The organism is Mesorhizobium sp. M6A.T.Cr.TU.014.01.1.1 (assembly GCF_004022765.1).
Classification (GTDB): Bacteria; Pseudomonadota; Alphaproteobacteria; order Rhizobiales; family Rhizobiaceae; genus Mesorhizobium; species Mesorhizobium mediterraneum.
In genome coordinates this window covers 202360-223640 of record NZ_RZPG01000001.1, presented here as the reverse complement: position 1 = coordinate 223640, position 21281 = coordinate 202360, and the positions used below count along the sequence as shown (strand labels likewise).

Sequence of the window (21281 nt, the reverse complement as noted above, 5' to 3'; positions counted from 1 at the left end):
TTCTGGTCAGCTGGGCTCGTGGGCAGGCCTAAACTAGCCCAGCTCAATCTCATGGGCCTGCAGGTAGTCGCGGTCCATCTCAACACCCAGACCAGGCTTCGATGTCAGCTTCAGGCTGCCGTTCGAAACGTCGAGAGGTCTGTCGATGAGGTGATCGTATTTGCCCAGGTTCCACTCCGACGTTTCGAGCTTGTAGAAGTTGGGAACGGTCATCATCACCTGCGCTCCCGCAACCACGTTGATCGGCCCAGCGGCGTCATGCGGCGAGACCGGGATGTAGTAGGCTTCGCATAGGGCGGAAATCTTCTTGAGTTCGGTAATGCCGCCGGTCCAGGTCACATCAGGCATGATGTAGTCAGCGAGCTTGTTCTCGAGTACCGGCACGAAATCCCATTTCGTGTGGCCGCGCTCGCCCCACGAGATCGCGGCACTGACCTTCTCACGCACCTGCTTGAGTGCGTTAAGGCTCTCGGGCGGACAGGGCTCCTCAAACCAGTCGATCTGGCCGGCTTCCTCCAGGCTCCGACATAGGCGAATAGCGGTGGGAACGTCGAAGCGGCCATGCGCGTCGATGAGAATGTCGACATCAGGCCCCGCCGTTTCGCGGATCAGCGCCGTGAGTTCGGCCGCTTCGCGCTCGTCCTTGCGAGTCATGCTGCCATCGAGGTAACCGTCCCGCTGTTCGCGGGACAGGCCATCGGCGGTGCGGCCCTGGTGGGGGAAAGGATCGAACTTGAGCGCTGTGTGTCCGGACTCGACGATGTCCAAAATTTCGCGGACCACAGCCTCCTTGCTGGTGAATTTGGCCTGGTTAGGATGGGTGTAGAGTGCGATTTCATCGCGCACCGGTCCGCCTAGCAGCTCGTAGATCGGCTTACCGAGGACTTTGCCCCGGATATCCCAGAGGGCTATATCGATGGCGCTCACGCATTCGACGGCGGCGCCGCGGCTGCCCATGTAGGTGAAGCTGCGGAAAATCTTGTGCCAGAGACGCTCGATATGAGCTGGATTCTCGCCTGTCACGGCGATGCCGATCTGCCGCAGGATCGTGCACAGGGCGCGGTTGGCGAGCCTTGTGGTTGTCGTGATCTCTCCCCAGCCGCTCACCCCTTCGTCGGTCGTCACCTCGACGAAAAGGAACTCTCCCCAATAGGAAGCATCGGACTTGATCAGCCACGGCCGAATGCTCGTGATTTTCATCTCAACTACCTTTTTCGAAATGGTCGGGCTAACGATGTTCTGGACCGGACATTCTATCCGGCCCGAGCGGCGTTGCGCGCTCGCATCTGTTCGAGAATATGCCGGCCTGAACCCTCGACATGGCGAGAAACGAGTTCGGCCGCCTTGTCGGCCTCTCCCGCCTTTACGAGCGCGATGAGTTCGCGGTGCTCGCGAATGATCGCGGCACGCCGTGCAAGCGTGAAGTTGAAACGCCGGCTCACGGCTCGCAGCACTTCGCGATGCTTCCACCAAAGTTCGGCGGCATGGCGGTTATAGTGCCGCTGGTACATCACGGTGTGGAAAGCCGTATCCAGCTCGCTGTGCCTGAACGTGTCGGCGAAGTTGTTCTCTTCGATCAGGCCTTGGAGACGTTCGAGCTCGGCGATGTCCTCGCCGGTCGCCATATTCACAAACCATCGCGTCAAGGCCGGCTCGATCAGAACACCGATTTCATAGATATCCCGCACAAAATCCTGATCTATGGGTCGGACGCGCGCCCCGCGGTTGGGGAGAAAGATGACAAACCCCTCCCCGCGCAAGAGCTGCAGGGCCTCGCGCACGGGGTTGGTTGAGGTGCCATGACGCCGGGCGAGATCGGTGACCACAAGCCGTTCGTTGGCGGCGAGCCGTCCTTCGATGATGTCTTCCCTAATCAGTTCGTAAACTGAGGCGCCCTCGCTGGAGGCCCCTATGGGGTCAATCTCCACCGGTGGCTTGGCTTTAAAATCACTTATTTCGGCCAATGCCGGCTCCCCTATTTCAGTACATACTCTGCCCGATATCACACACGGTTTCCACAAACAATGTACGATCCTATGCGTTGACAGGCAATCCACGATCTGAAAACGTACAAGGTGATCGAAGGGATACATAGAATAGGGAGGCGTCCCACGGTCGTACGAGCTAAGCCGCTTTGCCTCGGCGCAGGGCGGCATGGAGAACCAGGGAGGATACCTATGACGAGGATTACGCTCGGCAGTGCGGTCCTGCGCGGCACTGTCGCCACTGCTTTGATGGCATCGCTGATGTCCACATCGGCACTCGGTGCGCCGCCGGTCGACCTGAGCAAGTGGTCGCCCGAATATGTGCGCTCCATTGCCGGCACACAGGATTTTGACACGGCAGCCGATTGCGCCAAGGTCACCCCGCTCGACTACAAGGGGCGACTGACTTTCTGGTATCAGGGCGTGTTCGAGGGCGACCCCGACCTCCTGCGCCAGTACTACAAGGAATTCTTCGAGACCTTCCGCAAGACCTATCCGAACATCCAGCTCGAGGAACAAGCCCTCACCTATAACGACCTTCTTGACAAGTTCCGCACGGCGCTCCTGGGCAATGCCGCGCCGATGGCGGTCCGCCTGCAAATCCTGGGTGGTACCGAGTTCGCGTCAAAGGGCTACCTGGAACCGCTCAAACCCGAGGATGTCGGCTATTCGACCGATGATTTCTGGCCCGGCGCCATGAAGGCTGTAACCTGGGAGGACGTAACCTACGGCATTCCGACCAACAACGAGACGATGGCGTTCATCTGGAACGCCGACATCTTCAAGCGGGCGGGCCTCGATCCGGACAAGCCACCGGCAACCTGGGACGACGTCGTCAAATATTCCAAGCAGATCCACGACAAGCTCGGCATTGCCGGCTATGGCCTCGTGGCTCGCAAGAATGCCGGCAATACGCCGTACCGTTTCATGCCACAGCTATGGGCTTATGGCGGCGGAGTCTTCGACGAAGCAACCGCGAACCCGACCTATGAGGAGGTCGAGCTCAATAACCCGCAGAGCAAGGCGGCGCTGCAAGCCTCCTACGACATGTACGTTCGCGACAAGTCGGTTCCGGTTTCGGCACTCACCAACCAGCAGGCCGATAACCAGCCCCTGTTCGTCGCCGGCCAGCTTGGCATGATGATCTCGCACCCGTCCGACTACGACGTGATGCTCGACCTGCAGAAGAAGGCGACGGGCACCGACAAGGACAAGGCGCAGACCGTCATCGACAACATGCGCTACGGCCTGATTCCGACTGGCCCCGACGGCAAGCGCGCCGTCGTCTTCGGCGGCTCGAACATTCACATCCTGAAGCCCGAATATGTCGAGGGCGGCAAGGTAGACGAGCCGGCTGCAAAGGCTATCATCTGCATGTGGACGAGCCCTGAATGGTCGCTGAAGATGGCCTACGCCGGCTCGAACCCGGGCAATCTTAACGGCTTCAAGACCAAATGGATGAAGGAACGTCTGGACAACATCGAGTTCCTCGATGTGACGACCTCGATGCTACCATATGGCATCCCGTTCCCAGCGCTGCCGCAGTCCCCCGAGATCATGAACATCATCGTCCCGGACATGCTGCAGAATGCCCTGACCGGAGCGATGACCGTCGACCAGGCAGCGGACGACGCGGCCCAGAGGGTCAAAGACCTGATGGGCGGACTCTAGTCCAAGCCTGACCTGGATCTGGCCGGCTGCGCCGATAGTGCAGCCGGCTCGTTCCGAAGAACGAGGGCACGCCCCAGTGACGATCGTGACCGGCAAGGCCGAGGCTCGCCGAATATTGCAACCCGGTAAATCCGGCCTGTTGCGGAAGATATGGGAGCATCGCGCCGACTACGCGTACGTGCTCCCTGCGATCGCCGTGATGCTCATCGTCATCGCCTATCCGATCTACTACACGATCGAACTGTCGTTCTTTAAGACGCCGCCCGGCCTACAGCTCCGCGACAAGACCTTTATCGGCTTCGACAACTACACGACCATCCTCGCCAGTCGTGTGTTCTGGAAAGTCACCTGGAACACTCTGATCTGGACACTGGGATCCACTTTCATCTCCTTTGTCCTGGGGTTTGCCGCCGCGCTGGCGCTCCACCGCGATTTTATCGGCCGTGGTGTCCTGCGCGCTATCCTGATCGTTCCCTGGGTCATCAGCGCGGTCGCCGCCTCCTATATCTGGAGGTGGATCTACCATTCGGACTTCGGGATCATCGGCGCAGTGCTGGTCGGCCTCGGATTGGCCGACCGGCCGCCGAATTTCATCGACAGCGTTAGCACGGTGCTGCCATCCCTGATCGTCGTCAATATCTGGCGCGAGTTTCCGTTTGCCATGATCATGATGATGGCCGGCCTGCAGACAGTCCCCGAACAGTTGCTGAGCGCTGCAAAAGTCGACGGAGCCAGTGCATGGCAGCGCTTCTGGCACGTCACCTTCCCGCATTTGCGCAACGTCTCGACAGTGACGATCCTGCTGCTCGCGGTGGCCAACTTCAATTCCTTCATCATCCCCTGGATCATGACCGGCGGCGGGCCGTCGAACGCATCGCATATCTGGATCACCCACATTTATGAGCTCGCCTTCGGCCGACAGCTCTGGGGCGTGGCATCGGCCTATTCGGTGCTCCTGTTCCTCATCCTGATGACGCTGGGCTACTTCTACGTCCGTGCGCTAAGCGGCAACGAGCGGAAAGAAGGGAGCGCATGAGCACGATTGTCGAGACAGCCCCTCGAGGTCAGACCCGGCGCCGCATGCGTGTCGACGGATGGCGGTGGGCCGGGCGCATCTTCCTCGTTTTCATGCTGCTTTACACCGCGTTGCCGATGATCTGGATGCTGATCACTTCGATCAAGTCCGGGTTCGCGGCGATGCAATTTCCCCCGCAATGGTGGCCGGACCAGCCTACCCTCGCCAGCTATCAAAAGCTGCTCGATCCGCAGAACAGCGTCGGTCAGGACTTCCTCCGCTTCTTCTGGAACAGCCTTTTCGTCTCGACCGTCACGACAATCCTTTCGGTGATCGTGGCTGTCCCTGCGGCCTACGCGTTTTCGCGCTTCAGTTTCCCCGGCCGAAACTTCCTGTTCTTCTCGGTGCTGCTGCGCAACATGTTCCCGGCGGTGATCTTTCTCGTGCCGCTCTTTATCCTGATGCGCGTGCTGGGGCTGGTGAACACGCATGGCTCGCTGATCCTCACCTATCTCACCTTCGGCCTGCCGCTGGCGATCTGGCTGCTCAAGGGCTTCTACGACAACATCCCGGTGCAGCTCGAGCAGGCGGCGCGCATCGATGGCGCAACGCGGTTCCAGGCCTTCATCCTGATCGTGATGCCGCTCTCGACGCCGGGGATCATCGCCACCGCGATCTATTCCTTCATCGGCGCGTGGAACGAATACATCTACGCCTACACTTTCCTCTCCAAGAACGAACAGCTGACCCTGCCGGTAGGCATCCAGCGCTTCTTCTCGGAAAACACGACGGACTTTCCGGGCCTGATGGCGGCCAGCTTTATGATGAGCGTGCCCGTCGTGGTGCTGTTCCTCGTCCTGCAACGATACTTCGTACGCGCCCTCACAGAAGGCGCGGTCAAGCATTAGGGAGTTGCCGATGGCCCACGTGGTCCTCAAAGATCTCGTCAAGACCTATGGCAGCTTCAAAGCCGTCAACGACGTTTCGTTGACGGTCAATGACGGCGAATTCGTTGCGTTAGTCGGCCCTTCAGGCTGCGGCAAGACGACCACGCTTAATCTCGTCGCGGGGCTGATCCCGATCACATCGGGCGACATCGTCATCGGGGAACGAGTGGTCAACGACCTCGACCCCAAGGACCGCGACATCGCAATGGTGTTCCAGAACTACGCGCTCTACCCGCAGAAATCGGTCTACAAGAACCTGGCGTTCCCGTTGCAGATGCGCAAACTCCCCAGGGACGAGATCGACAAGAAGGTCAAGGAAGCGGCGCGAGTGCTCGACATGACGCACTTGCTCGAGCGCAAGCCGCGCGAACTTTCGGGCGGACAGCAGCAGCGTGTGGCCCTGGGCCGTGCCCTCGTCCGCGACCCCGCTGTGTTCCTGATGGACGAGCCGCTCTCTAACCTCGACGCCAAACTGCGCGTGCAGATGCGGTCCGAAATAAAGCGGTTCCATCAGGACCTGAAGGCGACGATCATCTATGTAACGCACGACCAGCTCGAGGCCGTGACCATGGCAGACAGGATGGCGGTGATGAACGGCGGCTATCTGCAGCAATACGATTCGCCGGCGCAGGTTTTCGCCCATCCCGTGAACATGTTTGTCGCGAGCTTCATAGGCAGCCCGGCGATGAGCCTTATTCCGCTGGAGGCATCGACGGCAAACGGCAACACCGTGTTGACCAGCGCGGAAGGCTGGAGCCTCGAGCTGTCGCAACTCAACGCGCGCAAGGTCCAGAGGGCGACGACCAAGAAGGTCGTGCTCGGAGCGCGACACTCGACGATCAAGCTGCACAACAGCGCGGTCCCCGGTGCCATTCCGGCCAAGGCCTTTACGGTGGAACCAACCGGAGACGTCACCTTCGTGCAGGCGTTCCTCTCCGGCGCCATCGTCAACATCAGCGTGCCTCCCAACATCGCCGTCGCACCTGACGAACAGATCTGGCTCGAGTTCGATCAGGAGCGGATGCATCTGTTCGACGGCGAAACTGAAATGGCCCTCACGGCCAACTGAGATAGGGCGGCGCGTGGAACGTGGGCGTAGATGACTGAGAAGCTTAAGATCACCGCGATCAAGCCCTATCCAGTATGGGTAGGAACGCGCAACCAGATGCTCGTCAAGGTCGAGACCGACCAAGGCATCTTCGGCTGGGGCGAGAGCGGCTTGAGCGGTCGCGAGAAGGCCGTGGCCGGCGCGGTAGAGCACTATCGCGAGTTCCTCATCGGCCGCGACCCGATGCAGATTGGCCGGATCTGGCAGGAGGTTTATCGCAGCCAGTACTTCGAAGGCGGCCGAGTTCTGCAGGCGGCGATTTCCGCCATCGACATCGCCCTTCACGACATCAAGGGCAAGGCGCTGAGGGTGCCTGTCTACGAGCTGCTGGGCGGCAAGCAGCGCGACCGCGTCCCCACCTTCGCCTCGACCGGAGACGAGGCCGAGGGGGATGTCGCCATAGAACGAGCCCGCGAACTCCGCGCGCAAGGGTGGCAGGCGATCCGCTTCTTCCCCGTCGGGCAAAACGGCAGGGACATCTTCGAGCCGCGCGAGTCGATCGGCGCCACCGCGAGTATGATGAACAAGGCGCGCGAGGCGCTGGGCGACGACGTCGTCCTCGGCATCGACTATCATCATCGGCTATCGGTGGCGGAGGCGGCGAGCTTCTGCAACAAGCTCGGCCGCGGCGTGCTTGATTTCCTCGAGGAGCCGATACGGGACGAGACACCGGAGGCCTACGAATCCCTGCGCACGATGACCGACATCCCCTTTGCCATCGGCGAGGAATTTGCCAGCAAGTGGCAGTTCCTGCCCTATATCGAACGCGGCATCCACCAGTTCAACCGGCTCGATGTTTGCAATGTCGGCGGACTCACCGAGGCGATGAAAGTCGCTGGCTGGAGCGAAGCGCACTACGTCGACCTGATGCCGCACAATCCGCTTGGCCCGGTGTGCACGGCCGCGACCATGCATCTCGCTGCCGCGGTCTCCAACTTCGCGTGGCTCGAGACCAGGGCGCCCGAAAGAAAGCTGGGCTTCGACAATTCCGACTTCTTCCCGGTGCAACCACAACTCGATGGCGCCGACTATCCGGTCAGTGACCTACCGGGGCTAGGCGTCGAGGTCGACGAAAAGGCGGTCCAGGCGGAGAGCTTTCGTTTCTGGGAAGCGCCTCACCTTAAGCGCCGCGACGGTTCCGTTACGAACTGGTAGTTCTCTTTCAACCGGAGTCCACGATGACACATGCTCCTGACATCACGCGGCCGCCAAAAAACCTGATCGACGCGCTAAGGGAGATCGGCGCCGCGACGGTTGCCGGCACCCTTGGCCACATGGGATTTCGCAATCCGCACATGGTCGGACCGGTAGCCCAAAACCACGGGAAGTCGATCGTCGGGCCGGCGCTGACGCTGCAGTTCATGCCACAGCGGCCGGATCTATTCACCGAGGGAGAATATGCCGATCCGGAGACGCAGTTGCATCGGCACGTGCTCTATCACGCGCAGGAGGGCGATGTGGTCGTGGTCGACGCGCGCGGCGACATGAGCTCGGGCGTCTTCGGCGATATGATGTCGACGTATTTCAAAGGCAGAGGCGGCGCGGGTATCGTCATCGACGGGTGCATGCGCGACCGGCCCAATGTTGAAAAGCTCGATCTGCCCCTATGGCTGCGCGGCTGGACGCCAAATTATCATGTGCAGACCAGCATCTACCCCAATGCCGTCAACGTTCCGATTGCCTGCGGCGGGGTCACGGTGATCCCCGGCGACATCATCGTCGCCGACGACGATGGCGTGGTGGTGCTCCCCGTCGCGATGGCCGCAAAGGTAATCGAAGAATCGCAGAAGCATCACGACTGGGAGGAGTTCTCGCGAGTGAAACTCATGGGAGGCGGGTCGTTGCAGCGCTATTATCCGCTGCATGACGATGCCCGCGGGGAGTATGAGGAGTGGCGCAAAACAAATCGCTTGGAGAACCCTAGTTAGCGCATGGATTACCCTGCGGCGGGCGGCAGACCGTCTGGCGGTATCGCCGGCGTCTACGAAAAAGTGGGGAGTCGAATTTCGCTTTGGGGCACCGCTTTCGATCTGGCAGCCGGGATTGACGTGATTCAGACTTCCTCGAAGTCCGCCGAATGTCGGCTCTTGACGGACTGTGTTGATTCTGGTTTCGGGTGTCGAGAGTCACTTCTTGCCGACCTCGGCGAACAGGAGGGAGGGATCTTCGTTCTCGAAGCGAGGCGTTTGACGCGGTCGTAGAGGTCACGAGCGCGGTCGGACGAGTTGGTATTTGCTCGGCACACCAGGCCCCTAGTTTCCTACATCGAAACGCACAAGTCAGCGCTGAAGCGCGAGGCCGAAGCTCAGGCTTTCCGCGTTAATGTTCAGGATGGTAAGGTGATCCTTGACGGCAAGGTCAGGGTTTAGTCCGAGCGCCAGGCTCCCAAACTTGCTGCCTGGTTGTCGCAGGGAGTCCGGACTGTGGAAGATCGGATTTCGATCATCCGATGGCTCGACAAGCTGGACGCGGCGATTGCTTTGGAGGCTACCTCCCTTCGATCGATAGGCGCGGTACTCGACAGGCCCTGCATGAACATTGTGATGTTTACCAACACATTCAGCCCGCATGTCGGCGGCGTTGCACACAGCGTTGCGTCGTTGTCGGAAATGCTGCGTGAGTTGGGGCATGCAGTCCTGATCGTCGCGCCGGACTATGCGGAAGCAGCTCGATCAGAAAGCGACATCCTTCGTGTCCCTGCGATCCAGAATTTTAACGGCAGCGATTTTTCAGTGCCGATTCCGTTCACCCGCTCGCTCGAGAAGACACTGAACGCCTTCGAACCGGATGTCGTCCATTCGCACCACCCGTTTCTTCTCGGCGACACCGCCCTTCGCACCGCGGCGTCGCGAGCATTGCCGACGATATTTACCTATCACACCCGCTACGAACTCTACGGCCACTACGTTGCGCAGGATGCACCGGTCCTCCAACGGCTCGTGCTCAGCCTGGCGGCTGGCTACTGTGACCTGTGCGATCATATCATCGCTCCAACTCACAGCATTGCCGACCTCTTGCGCCACCACGACGTCACCAAACCGATCACCACAATCCCGACCGGCATTGATCTGGCCAGGTTCGCCGATGGAGATCGGCTGAGATTGCGGAGCCGGTTGGGAATAGTGGAAACCGATTTCATCGTCGGGCACGTAGGCCGGCTGGCGCCGGAGAAGAACCTGACTTACCTCACTGAAGCGGTTTGCCTGTTTCTTTTGCAAAATGAGCGCGCGCATTTTGTCGTCGCCGGCGACGGTGCGTCAGCGTCCGAAATGCGCCGCATGCTGGAAGAGGCGGGTCTTCAGGACAGGTGCCATCTGCTAGGCGTGGTCGAAGGCGCCGATCTGGCCGACGTCTATGCCGCGATGGACGTCTTCGCCTTCTCGTCGCGTTCCGAAACCCAGGGTCTTGTGCTCGTCGAGGCGATGGCGACCGGCGTTCCCGTAGTTGGGCTTGATGAACCTGGAGTCCGTGAAGTGGTACGCACCGGAAAGAACGGCTATCTCCTGTCAGCCGATGCGTCCCCAGGCCAATTCTCCAAGGCTCTCGCCAGAGTCCGCGCGCTCACTCCGCCGGGCCGAGCGGCACTGCAAGAAGAAGCCAGATTGACTGCGGCCTCCTACTCACAATCTTCGACCGCGCAGCAGACCGTCGATCTCTATTCGCACGCTGTCGCGAGCCATGCTGGTGCCCGAGCTACCCGCACCCGTTCGTTTGAGGCAACGCTCGAAGGTCTCAAGCAGGAATGGAGAATCCTCGCCAACCTTGCGAATGCCGTCAAGGACGCGGTGGCGACGCGCAGTGACTCCACAAAGTGACGGCTGTGGGACGCTGCGTTCGCGCCTGGACTGCTGCATCCGTCTTCAGCCTATCCCTTCCGCTGAAAGGAAATTTCGTCGGCTCGGTTCGTGTACCTGCCGGTCTCTCGATGCATCATCGATGTCTCTTTAATCTGCTGGCGATCCAGTCCAGGCCGGTAAACAATCCGACGCGATGAAATTCTACCCAAAACTTCGTCGCGAATCCGTTGACGAGAAATGCCCTGACAACATGAAACCCTGTCACAAGCCCGACGGACAAGTGCAGCGTTTGTGCGGTGATGGCCATTTCGACCAGGCCGCCAGGCGAGGCGCCGAGGGTCGCACTGGCCAGGTCCAGTCCCGTTAGCCAGCACAGAAGGGCAGCATAACCGAAAAGCAAGGTGGCAAGGATCAGAATGAAAACCGCGCTGCTGACGAAGACGCGAGGAAGCCGCAAGACCACCTCCCTCTTGAAGCGAGAGCCAATCGAAATGCCGATGAGAAACTGTCCGAACCAATAAGGTCCGCAGGTTGATGCCGTCGGTTGCCGAGCCATGGATGTCAAACAATGAGTGGCGGCAGAATGCAGACCAGAAGCGCCTGGCTGATGCTATGGCCGATACCGTGGTCCTCACCTACTCGCTTTGGACGATCCCGCACCCGAACGGCGCGCTGGCTGAGTTCCGCCGCGTCCTGAAGGCCGGCGGGCGGCTGGTGTTCATAGAGCATGGCGGCGGCGAAACTCCGCTCCCCGAGCACGCTGCAAGGGCGTCTTGTCCGACTGTGGGGCTGGCTTGCCGGCGGCTGGCATCTGACGCGCGAGCCAGCGTGGCTGATCGCGGACGCCGGTTTCACGATCCAGCGCCAAGAAAGAAGGTGGTTTCCCGCGCCTCTGGCAGCTCGGAATTCACACCACCGGGGAAGCGCTCCTCGGCGCTGAAACAAACGAAACACTTCGCGTTCAGCGCGGAAAAACGCCTGAAACAGGGATGGTTTAAATGCAACGGCACCGCTGCATTCCGCGGCGTTAATCATGGAGCGTTGCAATGTCGATAATGCGAGCAGCTTACCGCTCTTTCCGGGACTACCGGGTTCACCGTATGGCGGAACGGACCCTTGCGGCAATGGAGGATGCCCTCCTGAAGGACATCGGGATCAGCCGGTCCGAAATTGGTTTGGTGGTCCGCGGCTTGAAGCGCGGCCAAGAAGACAAGGCGGGCTGAAACCATGAAGCTTTCATTTAGGCTCCCGCTACTGGCCTGTGCGAGCGTGGCCGCCCTTCTGGCGGCGCCCGCCGCCAATGCCCATGACTCGGGCCTTCCGCACCGCCAGGCCAAGGCGGCGGCGGTTGCCGAGGATTCGACAAGCGTCCCGCTGTTCGAAAACCTAGGCAGCCATTCCTACCTTGTCACCACCGCTAACCCGCTGACGCAGGCCTATTTCGACCAGGGCCTGCGCTGGGCGTGGGCGTTCAATCACTCTGAGGCGCAGCGCGCTTTCAGGGCCGCGCAGAAGCTGGACCCGACCTGCGCCATGTGTTTCTGGGGCGAGGCTTACGTGCTCGGCCCCAACATCAACGCCGGCATGGATCCGGAGGCAGCCGCGAACGCCGCCGAAGCCGTCGCGCAGGCGCGCAAGTTGGCGCACCTCGCCTCCAGCCGGGAAAAGGACCTCATCGCCGCGCTCTCCAAGCGTTACAGCGCCGACACTTCGACCGACCAGGGCGCCCTCAACCGGGCCTATGCCACGGCGATGGCGAAACTGGCCGAACGCCATCCGCAGGACGACGAGATCGCCACGCTCTACGCCGACGCGCTTATGAACCTGATGCCGTGGGACTACTGGCTTGACAGCGGAGCAACGCCAAAGCCGGACACGATCAAGCTTGTGGCCTCACTGGAGCGGGTGCTGGGCCGCAATCCGGATCATGCCGGCGCGATCCATCTCTATATCCACGCCGTCGAAGCGTCCAAGACGCCGGAAAGGGCCGAACCCTACGCCGACCGGCTTGCCGCCCTCATGCCCGGCGCCGGACACATCGTGCACATGCCATCTCACATCTATCACCAGGTCGGCCGGTGGATCGACAGCCTGGAGATCAACCGCGAGGCGGTGGTCGCGGACGAGGCCTATTTCGAGCGCGTCAGCATAGCGCCGGAGAGCACGCCCGGTGTCTACACGGACGGCTATTATCCTCACAACCTGCATTTCTTGATGACCTCCGCACAGATGGCGGGCGACGTCGAGGCAATCGCCGGGGCGGCCAAAAAGCTCGAAGCGCTGGTCTCCGACACCATGGCCAGAAAGGTGGCTGGGCTGCAGCCGATCAAGGCGGCCACCTATTTTGCGCACGCCCAGTACAGCGATCCCGAGGTCATACTCGCGCTGCCGGTGCCGGCAAACGCCCTGCCGTATGTCGAGGCAACCTGGCGATATGCGAGGGGTGTCGCCTTCGCCGCAACGGGTGCGAGCGAGGCGGCGCGCGCAGAAGCCACCGCAATCCGCAAGCTCGCCGCCGAGACCGATTTTTCCACGGAGACGGCGGGAGGACTTCCGGCGCCGGACCTGCTGGAATTGAGCGCGCTAATCGTGGAGGCCCGCATTGCCCAGCACCAGGGTGACCTACAGGAAGCGCGCAACAAGCTTGAGGCGGCGGTCGCGATCGAGGACGGCCTTGCCTATATGGAACCGGCCTACTGGTATTATCCGGTCCGACAGACGCTCGGCGCGATCCACATGGCCATGGGCGAGCACGAGGCGGCCGCGGCAGCTTTCGAGCACGTCCTGGAGCAGACTCCAAACAACGCCTGGGCGTTGTGGGGCCTGCGCGAGGTTTTCCGCAGGACCGGCAGGGCAGCGGACGCCGAAGAGATGGATGCACGCCTCAAGGCCGCCTGGGTGGGAGCGCCGGACTTTCTCGGCATCGAACGGCTCTGAGCCGCGCTTAAGGTGCCGGCGTCGTTGTCGGCTCAGGAAACGTGTCGCAGCCTCGCAACCCGGCGGCTGCGGCACACAATTCCAGGTGTCGAGAAGACAGGCTTGGCCTGCACGCCTGCCTTTCAGTGCCCACACGTCATAGTGGAACCGCAACCCAACGCAGCATGGATCCCGAAAATCAGAAGTTTGAGCGGGGGAGCCACAAAATCGCAATACCTCGGCCGCAAGGGCTGCGCTGGTCCGACTAGGCAGCGGCGCGCTCAAGAGTAGAGGTAACCCATGCCGCGGATTGTCCTGATCACCTCCGGCTTGGAGGGATCGACCTCAATTTTCTTCCGCAGGCGCGAAACGCGAATGTCGATGCTGCGATCGAAGGGATCCCATCCGCGGTCGTGGGCGAGTTCGAGCAGTTGATCGCGGTTGAGTACTCGTCCGCGATGTTCGCTGAATACTTTCAGAAGCCGGAACTCCATCGCGGTGATCGCTATTTCGGCCCCGTCGGCGTTGTATAATTTGTGTGCGTCCGGGTCGAAGCGGCACTTGCCGAACTGGACCTGGTGGCCCGGAGTGCTCGCTTTCTCCGCAGCTCTTTCGCTCGCCGATGTTCTGCGCAGCACGGCCTTTACCCGCGCCAGCAGCTCCCGCAGGTCCACGGGCTTCGCGACATAGTCGTCGGCGCCAATCTCCAATCCGACAACGCGGTCGACGATTTCCGCCGATCCGGTCAGCATGATAATGGCAACGTCTGAGTGCTCTCGTAGATATCGCGCCAGGGAGAGGCCATCCTCTCCTGGCATTCGGATATCCAATATGACCACATCGACGTGCTGGCTATCAACAAGTTCACGCAGGGCAGGCCCTGCATTGGCCGGCGTCACGGCATAGCCATGATGCTCCAGATATTCCGCCACCGTGTCGCGGATATCCGGTTCGTCATCGCAGACAACTACGTGTGCGTGCGTCGTCAAAATCGACCACCGAGCAACTAGCCTAATGGAAAAGTTGCCTCTGGAGTGACGTGCAATTCAATGGATCTGTCAAGTATTGTTGTTAACCAAGTTCGAGACAAACGAAAGGAGCTCGTTAGGTTTGATCGGTTTCTCAAGATAGGGCCGTTTCGCGGCGCGCAGGAACATCTGCGCGTCCGGGCTGATCGTGTCCCCCGTCAGGAAGGCTAACCTGTCGAGCTCGGCCGGATGGAGCTTGGCAATCTGGTTGAACAATCCCCGTCCGTCCATGTTCGGCATTTTCAGATCGCTCAGGATCAGCGCGAAAGTGCGGTTCTGGAGGTGCAGCAGCGCTTCTTCGCCGGATCTGGCAAAGGTGACGTTGAAACCATCTCGTCTGAGCACCTCAGCGACCAGCTCACCCACTTCCTCTTCGTCGTCCACCACCAGACAAGCAATGCCGGTTGAATTCGGGAGCTCGTCTTCGGCCGTTTCGGCTCGTTCGTCGAGACGGTCCGAAGCAGGCAGCGAAAGTATGAAGGTCGAGCCACCCCCCTCGGGGGATTCGACCTCGATGGTTCCTCCATGGGATTGAACGATCCGATGACAGAAGGATAGCCCGATCCCGGTTCCTGCCCCAATCTCTTTCGTCGTGAAGAACGGCTCGAAAATGCGGGGAAGTATCTCTTTGGAAATTCCCGGACCCGTGTCGGCAACGCTGACGACTATGTTGCCGGTCGTGGGATGAAGCCGCGTTGAAACCGTGATTGTCCGTCGCCCTTCCCAGCCGTGCAGCGCCTGTTCTGCATTGACAAGCAAATTGATCAGCACCTGGGCAAGCTGATCGGGATCCGCCCAGATCGGGGGAAGACCAGGTTCAAGATGAACTGAAAGCCTGATGTCCGACGATCGAATCGAATAGCTCGCCACGTCCACCGCTTCGGAAATAATGTCATCGATCGCAACGTTTGAGGTTCGCGTCGGCTGCTGTCTGGCCATAGCCAGGAAAGTCTTGACGATCCTGGCGCAGCGTTCGGCTGCCTTGCTCATCTTGTCGGCGCGTTCCACGACCTTGGCGTCGGTTGCGGTCTCCTTCAACAGCGATGACAGGCCAAGCACCACCGAGAGCGGATTGTTGAGTTCATGCGCCACCCCCGCCAGCAATCCGCCGAGCGCCGACATTTTCTCGTTCTGGTGCAGCGTCTCGCGCTGCCGCTCCAATTCCTGCTGCATTTCGATACGGTCGGTAAGATCGTAGGCGTGGGAAACAATCACCTTCTCACCGTGGTAATCGATCAGTCGAGACGAAATCGAGCACCAGCAGGTTCCACCGTCCTTGCGTTTGAGCTGGGTTTCGAAATCGTCGACCAACCCCATCGCGAGCAGCCGCTCAACGTATCGCATCCGCGCTGAAGGATCGACATAGTAGTCGATGGCGCTGGTCACGTTGCCGAGCAGCTCAACGGTGGCGGGGCTGCGGTAAAGCAGCTTCCCGTCATGCGCGCGGGTCATCTGGATGTTGACGGGGCAGGCTTCGAGGACCTTGCGGACCATTTCATCCGCTTCCTTGGCGGCCTCCTCGGCCCGCTTGCGCTCTGTAATGTCGACACGGGTGACCACGAACCCGCCTTCGCGGGTCGGACAGTTCGAGACGAAAAACCAACCCCCGTCTGTGTGACGGAATTCCTGTTGCCGGAATTCGCGGCGGTCCCTTGCCCTCTCGGCAAGCCAGTCGTCGATCTTGTCCCGTGGAACCGGAAACTGGTTGCGCTCTGCGGTCACGCGGAGGAACTCGAACCAGTTCACGCCGGGAACGAGCACATCCGCGCTTATCGCGTGCATCTGGCGGTACCTGCTGTTGGCCAGCACCAGGCAATCGTTCCTGTCGTAGAGGGCAAACCCTTCGGCCAGAGATTCGATCGCGTCGATCAGCCGCTCGTTGGCCTTGCGCGTTTCTTGCTGGGCGGCGATCATGTCGGTGATATTCGTCGTGTTCGACACTATCACCTGCCTTCCCTGGAAATCGATCAGGCGAGCGGAAATCGAAGCCCAGAAGGCCTTGTTCTCGGTGTCGTACTGCTGGATCCGAAAATCATCGATCCTGCCCTTTTCGATCAGGGTGCGCTCCAATATTGCGCTATAGTCTGGATCGACATAGTGGTCGGTTATTCGAGGACGGTCGGCGTAGAGATCTCTGGTAGCAGGATTGCGGTAGAGCGTTTCTCCCTCGATCGTGGTCATGTGTATCGGCGAAGGGCAGGCATCGAGCACCTTTTGCAGCAGTGCTGTGGCGTCGCGCTCGGCAGCCTCGGCCTTCTTGCGCTCGCTGATGTCGGCGCGCGTTACGACGAAGCCGCCAAGATCGGTGGGATGTATCGATACCGAGTGCCATTTGCCGTCGGAGAGGGGGACTTCGAAATGGGAGTGAAACTCGATCCGGCCTTGAATCCGCTCGTCCAGCCACTCATCCTCGCGCCCAACCGCATTGCGGTACACGCCGCGCTTGGCGGATTCGCGAAGGAGTTCGTTCCATTCCACGCCCGGTTTAATGAGATCCCGCACCGGGTGGTTCAGCTCGCGGTAAAGGCTGTTGCACATGACCAGGCGGTGATCTTCGTCGTACAGTGCGAATCCCTCGGAGAGTGATTCAACGGCGTCTGCGAGCATCTCTCGCGCCGCAGCGACTTCGCCGTCACGCTTCTTCTGCTTGGTCACATCGGCGATGCCGGCGAGAACCACTCGCCGGCCTTGGAACTCGACGATCCTGAGATTGCCCGTGGCCCAGAACTCCTGGCCGTCGGGTCTTTTAAGAAGCACCTCGCAATTTTCGACGACGCCCTTTTGCATGAGCTCCCGATTGATTTCCCGGTGTTTTTCGGGGTCGACAAAGTAGTCGCCGAGCCGCACCGTCTCACGTTGCGCCTTTTTGCTCCATCCAAGCAGCCGTTCGGCAGCATTGCTCTGGTAGATGAGTTCCCCCGAACTCGCGTCGTTCATCCATACCGGCAACGGATGATGCTTGATCAAGAAACCGAACAGATCCTCGCGCTGCTTCCGTTCCGTGATGTCCAACACCCCGATGATGAGCGAGCGGCGCCCGCCATAAACACCGCGACGGCAGTTGGTCGAACACCAGACAGTCGATCCGCTCGCGTTTCTAAGCTGGATTTCGTGATCCCGCACGATGTCGCTGTTGTTGGCAAGAGACCTGATTTCATCGAATTCGCCAGTATTCACGAAATGATCCGTCAGGAATTGCCGTTCGTTCGACGTCCATTTTCGGCCAAGCAGGTTCGACGCATCGAGGCTTTCATAGAGGATTTGCCCGCTTCCCGCGTCCACCACCCAAACGGGCAGCGGGTGACTGTCCGTGATGCAGCGGAATATCTCGGCGTTTTCCAGGTGCGCGATCTGCGCTCGCTTCATGTCAGTAATGTCGACGCTTACCAGGGCGATGCCACCGTCCGGCCGAGGATGTGCCGTGAGCAACTTCCACCGCCCATCCAAAGTCTCCGCTTCAACAGGAGCGTCGTCGATTTGCATCCATCGCGCCGCAGCGCTTTCAGCGAACGCGTTGCCCGGCTCGATGGGGCGGCCGTCGAAACTTTTCAGACATGAGAGGGCTTCGGCGATTGCGGCAATGGCGTCCATCGGCTGCATCTCGCCGCGGTCGAGCCGCTGGCTTCCAAATATCTCCGGATTGCTACCAACGAGGACATTGTTGGCGTCAAAGAGGGCATAGCCTGTGGGTGTGGATGTAACCGGATTATCAGGCCGCATGGACGTTCCCTTTGTTCGCGTGATGTCCCGAGGGCGGATACTAGACCCTCTTTGTTTCAGCACACATTCAGACGCTGCGTGATTTGTTTCAACTGTTTCGGCGCGTGGGAGTCTTCGCCAGCGCTGGCGTGAAAACGAAATCTATCCAACGCTCCAGAAAAACGGCCGAAACATGAATGGCCTAGATTGCACGGCCGAAACCACGGCTCGAGCTAACGACTCGGGATCTTAACCAGCCACAAAATGCCGCCTGTCATCCCCTTCGAGCGTGCCGCTGAAACAAACGAAACATTCCCACGGCGTCACAGAAAAACGTCTGAAACGAAGGCGGTGTATGACAAGAAGAGCCGCAGTGCGGCAGATTCAACCGGCGAAACGCAAATGTCCGGCGCCCAGGACGAACAATCTAGTCTTGGCGAGTTGCCGACGCGTCTTGCTCCGAAACCTGAGGGTTCAAAATGGATAAGCCAGTAACTTCGTATGATTTCCCCGACCGGCTCCGCGCGAGCCTTATTGACCAAAACCATCCGGTCTATGAAGAGGCTCGCGGGCTCTACAACGCTATGATCGACAAGAGGCCGCGCTGGATCATCCCTTGCGCCGAGGTCGCCGACGTCGTCGCGGCCGTCAATTACGCCCGAGAGAAGCATTTGCTTCTTGCCATTCGCGGCGGCGGCCACAACGGTCCAGGCTTCGGCAGTTGCGACGGCGGGATGGTCATCGACATGTCGCCGATGAAACGGGTCGATATCGATCCCACGACTCGAACGGTTCGCGTCGAGGCCGGCTGCACCCAAGGCGATGTCGACCGCGCCACCAGCGTTCATGGGCTGGCGGTGCCGGCGGGCATCGTCGCGACCACAGGCGTCGCCGGACTGACGCTGGGAGGCGGCACCGGCCATCTCACGCGCAAACACGGCCTCACCATTGACAATCTGCTTGCGGCCGAGGTCGTGCTGGCCGACGGCAGCGTCGTGACGGCAAGTGAGGACGAACACCCGGAGCTGTTCTGGGCGCTGCGCGGCGGCGGCGGCAACTTCGGCGTTGTGACGCGCTTCATATTTCAGGCGCATCCGGCGAAGGATGTCTATGCCGGGCCGATCTTCTTCGACATCGCAGATGCCGCGGAGATCATGCGCTGGTACCGCGACTTCCTGCCCGGAGCGCCGCGAGAGCTCGGGATGTTCTTCGGCATCAAGACGGTGCCCTCCTGCGACCCTTTCCCGCGCGAGATCTGGGGAAGGCGCATATGCGCGCTGATCAGTTGCTACAACGGCGCAGAGGAGGACGGCATCCGGGCGATGCAGCCCGTGCGCGACGCGCTTCCCAAGCCTTTTATGGACGGTATGGCGCAGATGCCCTTCGTCGATCTGCAGGCGCTGTTTGATCCGCTGCTGCCGAAGGGCTTGCAGTGGTACTGGAAGGGCGATTATGTCGACGAGCTGTCCGATGCGGCCATCGCTGCCCATGCCGAGCACGGCTCGAAGACCCCGAGCGAGCTGTCGCTGATGCATCTCTACCCCATCGACGGAGCGGTTCAGGACGTGGCTCCGGACGCCACCGCCTGGGGCGCGCGGCGAGCGCGTTGGTCCATGGTTATCGCGGGCATCGATCCCGACCCGACGAAGGCGTCGGAGCTGAGGCGCTGGGCAAGCGAGTATTGGGCCGCGGTGCACAAGCACAACCCGCATGGTGGCGCCTACATCAACTTCATGATGGATGATGAAGGTGAAGCGCGCGTGCGCGCCGCCTACGGTGCCAACTATGAGCGGCTCGTCTCGGTTAAGCGCAAATACGATCCGGCGAACCTCTTCCGCGTCAACCACAACATCCGGCCGTAAGCCGGGCTGAGCCTGTCCGTCTTTGGGTCACGCCGAGGCGGACAGGCTTGTGGCATGCGAAAGCCGGTGTCGCGTTCCATCGAGGGCTGACCGGAAAGCGGCCCTTACGAACTGGAAATGCAAGACAGCAATTGGCCTGCGATCATCAGCCCTCGCCGTCATCGTCGCGGGTAGTGGCGCGCCCCCATTTCGGTCGACAATCCCTCTAAGACGACTTTTCCCAACATGCGGCCGCCCTCAACAAGCCGATGCGCCTCCAGAAGACTGCTGGGCGTGAGCTTTCCAAGGTCGGTCGTCACTGTGGAGCGCAGGACACCGGAGTCAGCGAGCGCCGAGACCTCTTCGAGAATCCTGTGATGAGCGACCATGTCGGCACCGCCAGAATGAGGTCGCGTCACCACGTCCTCCCAATGCAACGAAGCGCTTTTCGACCGAAGCGGCGTCGCATCAAGGATTGCATGGTTGGTGATGACTCCGACCTTGCCGTAGGGGGCAATGATCGCTGCGATCGCAGCCCAATGCTGCTCTGTCTGGTTGAGGGCTGCGATGTGGGTGATTGCCGAAGCGCCTGTAGCGGCAAGCTCCTCGATCATCGATCGCGAATGATCGATGACATGGTGCGCCCCGAGCGACAGGCACCACTCCCGGCTCTCGGGCCGTGAGGCGGTCGCGATGACGGTCAGGCCGGTGAGGCGTCGCGCCAGCTGGATCAGCATCGAGCCGACACCGCCTGCCCCGCCGATGATCAGCAGCGTGCCGCCATCGTGCAGCCTTCCGGGCGTAACGTCGAGGCGGTCGAACAGTAACTCCCAGGCCGTCAGCGACGTAAGAGGCAGCGCTGCCGCCTGCATGAATGTGAGCCGGGCCGGCTTGCGACCCACGAGACGTTCGTCTACCGCGTGCAATTCCGCATTGGCACCGGGCCGATTGAGATTGCCCGAATAGAAGACTTCATCGCCTGGGCGAAAGAGCGTGACGTCGGCACCAACATCGACAACGACCCCTGCAACATCCCAGCCGAGGACGTCGATCTCTTCGCCTAGGAAAACCTGGCCGTTGCGGATCTTGGTATCGACCGGATTGACAGAGACCGCGCGTACCGAGACCAAGAGATCGCGCGGGCGCGGCTTGGGATACTCTTTGCTGATCTCTACGAAGCATTGAGGGTCGGACAAGGCGGAGCCTGGACGGTAGCCGATAGCCTGCATGGGAATTCCTTTTCGATGCTGAAACACCGAGCAAATTGCCATTGC

The 21281-nt window shown here is 60.6% G+C and carries 17 protein-coding genes; 11 read left to right on the top strand and 6 right to left on the bottom strand.

All coding sequences use genetic code 11. The features are described from left to right. Positions 1–33 precede the first annotated feature (33 nt). Complete coding sequence (locus EN885_RS01090; protein WP_127288749.1) at positions 34–1200, bottom strand: mandelate racemase/muconate lactonizing enzyme family protein; 1167 nt, start codon at positions 1198–1200, stop codon at positions 34–36. Between the two features lie 53 nt (positions 1201–1253). Next, positions 1254–1964: a GntR family transcriptional regulator gene (locus EN885_RS01085; protein ID WP_126107207.1), complete on the bottom strand. Its 711-nt coding sequence runs from the start codon at positions 1962–1964 to the stop codon at positions 1254–1256. 213 nt (positions 1965–2177) lie between these two features. Here EN885_RS01085 and EN885_RS01080 point away from each other — a divergent pair, with 213 nt between their 5' ends. The 7 genes from EN885_RS01080 to EN885_RS01050 all read left to right on the top strand — a co-directional run bounded on the left by EN885_RS01080 (position 2178) and on the right by EN885_RS01050 (position 10541). Then, positions 2178–3656 (top strand): sugar ABC transporter substrate-binding protein, encoded by a 1479-nt coding sequence (locus EN885_RS01080; protein WP_128241562.1) that lies wholly within the window; start codon positions 2178–2180, stop codon positions 3654–3656. Positions 3657–3732: 76 nt separating this feature from the next. Continuing rightward, positions 3733–4692, top strand: a complete 960-nt coding sequence (locus EN885_RS01075; RefSeq protein ID WP_126103147.1) for a sugar ABC transporter permease — start codon at positions 3733–3735, stop codon at positions 4690–4692. Further along, the gene (locus EN885_RS01070; RefSeq protein ID WP_126103146.1) at positions 4689–5579 is read left to right on the top strand and encodes a carbohydrate ABC transporter permease; all 891 of its coding nucleotides are present in this window, start codon (positions 4689–4691) and stop codon (positions 5577–5579) included. The genes EN885_RS01075 and EN885_RS01070 overlap by 4 nt, the downstream gene beginning before the upstream one ends. A gap of 10 nt (positions 5580–5589) precedes the next feature. Beyond that, positions 5590–6687 carry an ABC transporter ATP-binding protein gene (locus EN885_RS01065; RefSeq protein ID WP_095486250.1) on the top strand — a complete coding sequence of 366 codons (1098 nt, stop codon included), beginning with the start codon at positions 5590–5592 and terminating at the stop codon, positions 6685–6687. A 30-nt stretch (positions 6688–6717) separates the two neighbouring features. Beyond that, entirely contained in the window at positions 6718–7881 is a 1164-nt protein-coding gene (locus EN885_RS01060) for a mandelate racemase/muconate lactonizing enzyme family protein (protein WP_128241561.1), read from the top strand. Positions 7882–7904: 23 nt separating this feature from the next. Next, positions 7905–8654 carry a ribonuclease activity regulator RraA gene (locus tag EN885_RS01055; RefSeq protein ID WP_128241560.1) on the top strand — a complete coding sequence of 250 codons (750 nt, stop codon included), beginning with the start codon at positions 7905–7907 and terminating at the stop codon, positions 8652–8654. Between the two features lie 495 nt (positions 8655–9149). Next, positions 9150–10541, top strand: coding sequence for a glycosyltransferase (locus EN885_RS01050; protein ID WP_127288761.1), 1392 nt, complete (start codon positions 9150–9152; stop codon positions 10539–10541). Between the two features lie 115 nt (positions 10542–10656). Here EN885_RS01050 and EN885_RS01045 read toward each other — a convergent pair whose 3' ends face one another. Further along, positions 10657–11079: an AbrB family transcriptional regulator gene (locus tag EN885_RS01045; RefSeq protein ID WP_095486254.1), complete on the bottom strand. Its 423-nt coding sequence runs from the start codon at positions 11077–11079 to the stop codon at positions 10657–10659. 2 nt (positions 11080–11081) lie between these two features. Between EN885_RS01045 and EN885_RS01040 the strand changes: the two genes are divergently transcribed. The 3 genes from EN885_RS01040 to EN885_RS01030 are packed head-to-tail and all read left to right on the top strand — an operon-like array spanning position 11082 to position 13460. Beyond that, entirely contained in the window at positions 11082–11579 is a 498-nt protein-coding gene (locus EN885_RS01040) for a methyltransferase domain-containing protein (protein WP_245492954.1), read from the top strand. After that, positions 11570–11746, top strand: coding sequence for a DUF1127 domain-containing protein (locus tag EN885_RS34625; protein ID WP_095486256.1), 177 nt, complete (start codon positions 11570–11572; stop codon positions 11744–11746). The genes EN885_RS01040 and EN885_RS34625 overlap by 10 nt, the downstream gene beginning before the upstream one ends. Positions 11747–11750: 4 nt before the next feature. Continuing rightward, positions 11751–13460 (top strand): tetratricopeptide repeat protein, encoded by a 1710-nt coding sequence (locus tag EN885_RS01030; RefSeq protein WP_095486257.1) that lies wholly within the window; start codon positions 11751–11753, stop codon positions 13458–13460. A 260-nt stretch (positions 13461–13720) separates the two neighbouring features. On the opposite strand, the gene EN885_RS01025 is transcribed toward EN885_RS01030, so the two are convergent. Together EN885_RS01025 and EN885_RS01020 are read right to left on the bottom strand one after the other, a co-directional pair. Then, positions 13721–14428: a response regulator transcription factor gene (locus EN885_RS01025; protein WP_095486258.1), complete on the bottom strand. Its 708-nt coding sequence runs from the start codon at positions 14426–14428 to the stop codon at positions 13721–13723. 69 nt (positions 14429–14497) lie between these two features. Then, positions 14498–18187, bottom strand: a complete 3690-nt coding sequence (locus tag EN885_RS01020) for a PAS-domain containing protein (protein WP_128241558.1) — start codon at positions 18185–18187, stop codon at positions 14498–14500. Between the two features lie 458 nt (positions 18188–18645). Here EN885_RS01020 and EN885_RS01015 point away from each other — a divergent pair, with 458 nt between their 5' ends. Continuing rightward, entirely contained in the window at positions 18646–20028 is a 1383-nt protein-coding gene (locus tag EN885_RS01015; RefSeq protein ID WP_128241557.1) for an FAD-binding oxidoreductase, read from the top strand. A 158-nt stretch (positions 20029–20186) separates the two neighbouring features. Here the strand turns inward: EN885_RS01015 and EN885_RS01010 are convergent, their stop codons facing one another. Then, on the bottom strand, positions 20187–21236 hold the full coding sequence (locus EN885_RS01010) for a zinc-binding alcohol dehydrogenase family protein (RefSeq protein ID WP_127288769.1): 1050 nt from the start codon (positions 21234–21236) through the stop codon (positions 20187–20189). Positions 21237–21281 lie beyond the last annotated feature (45 nt).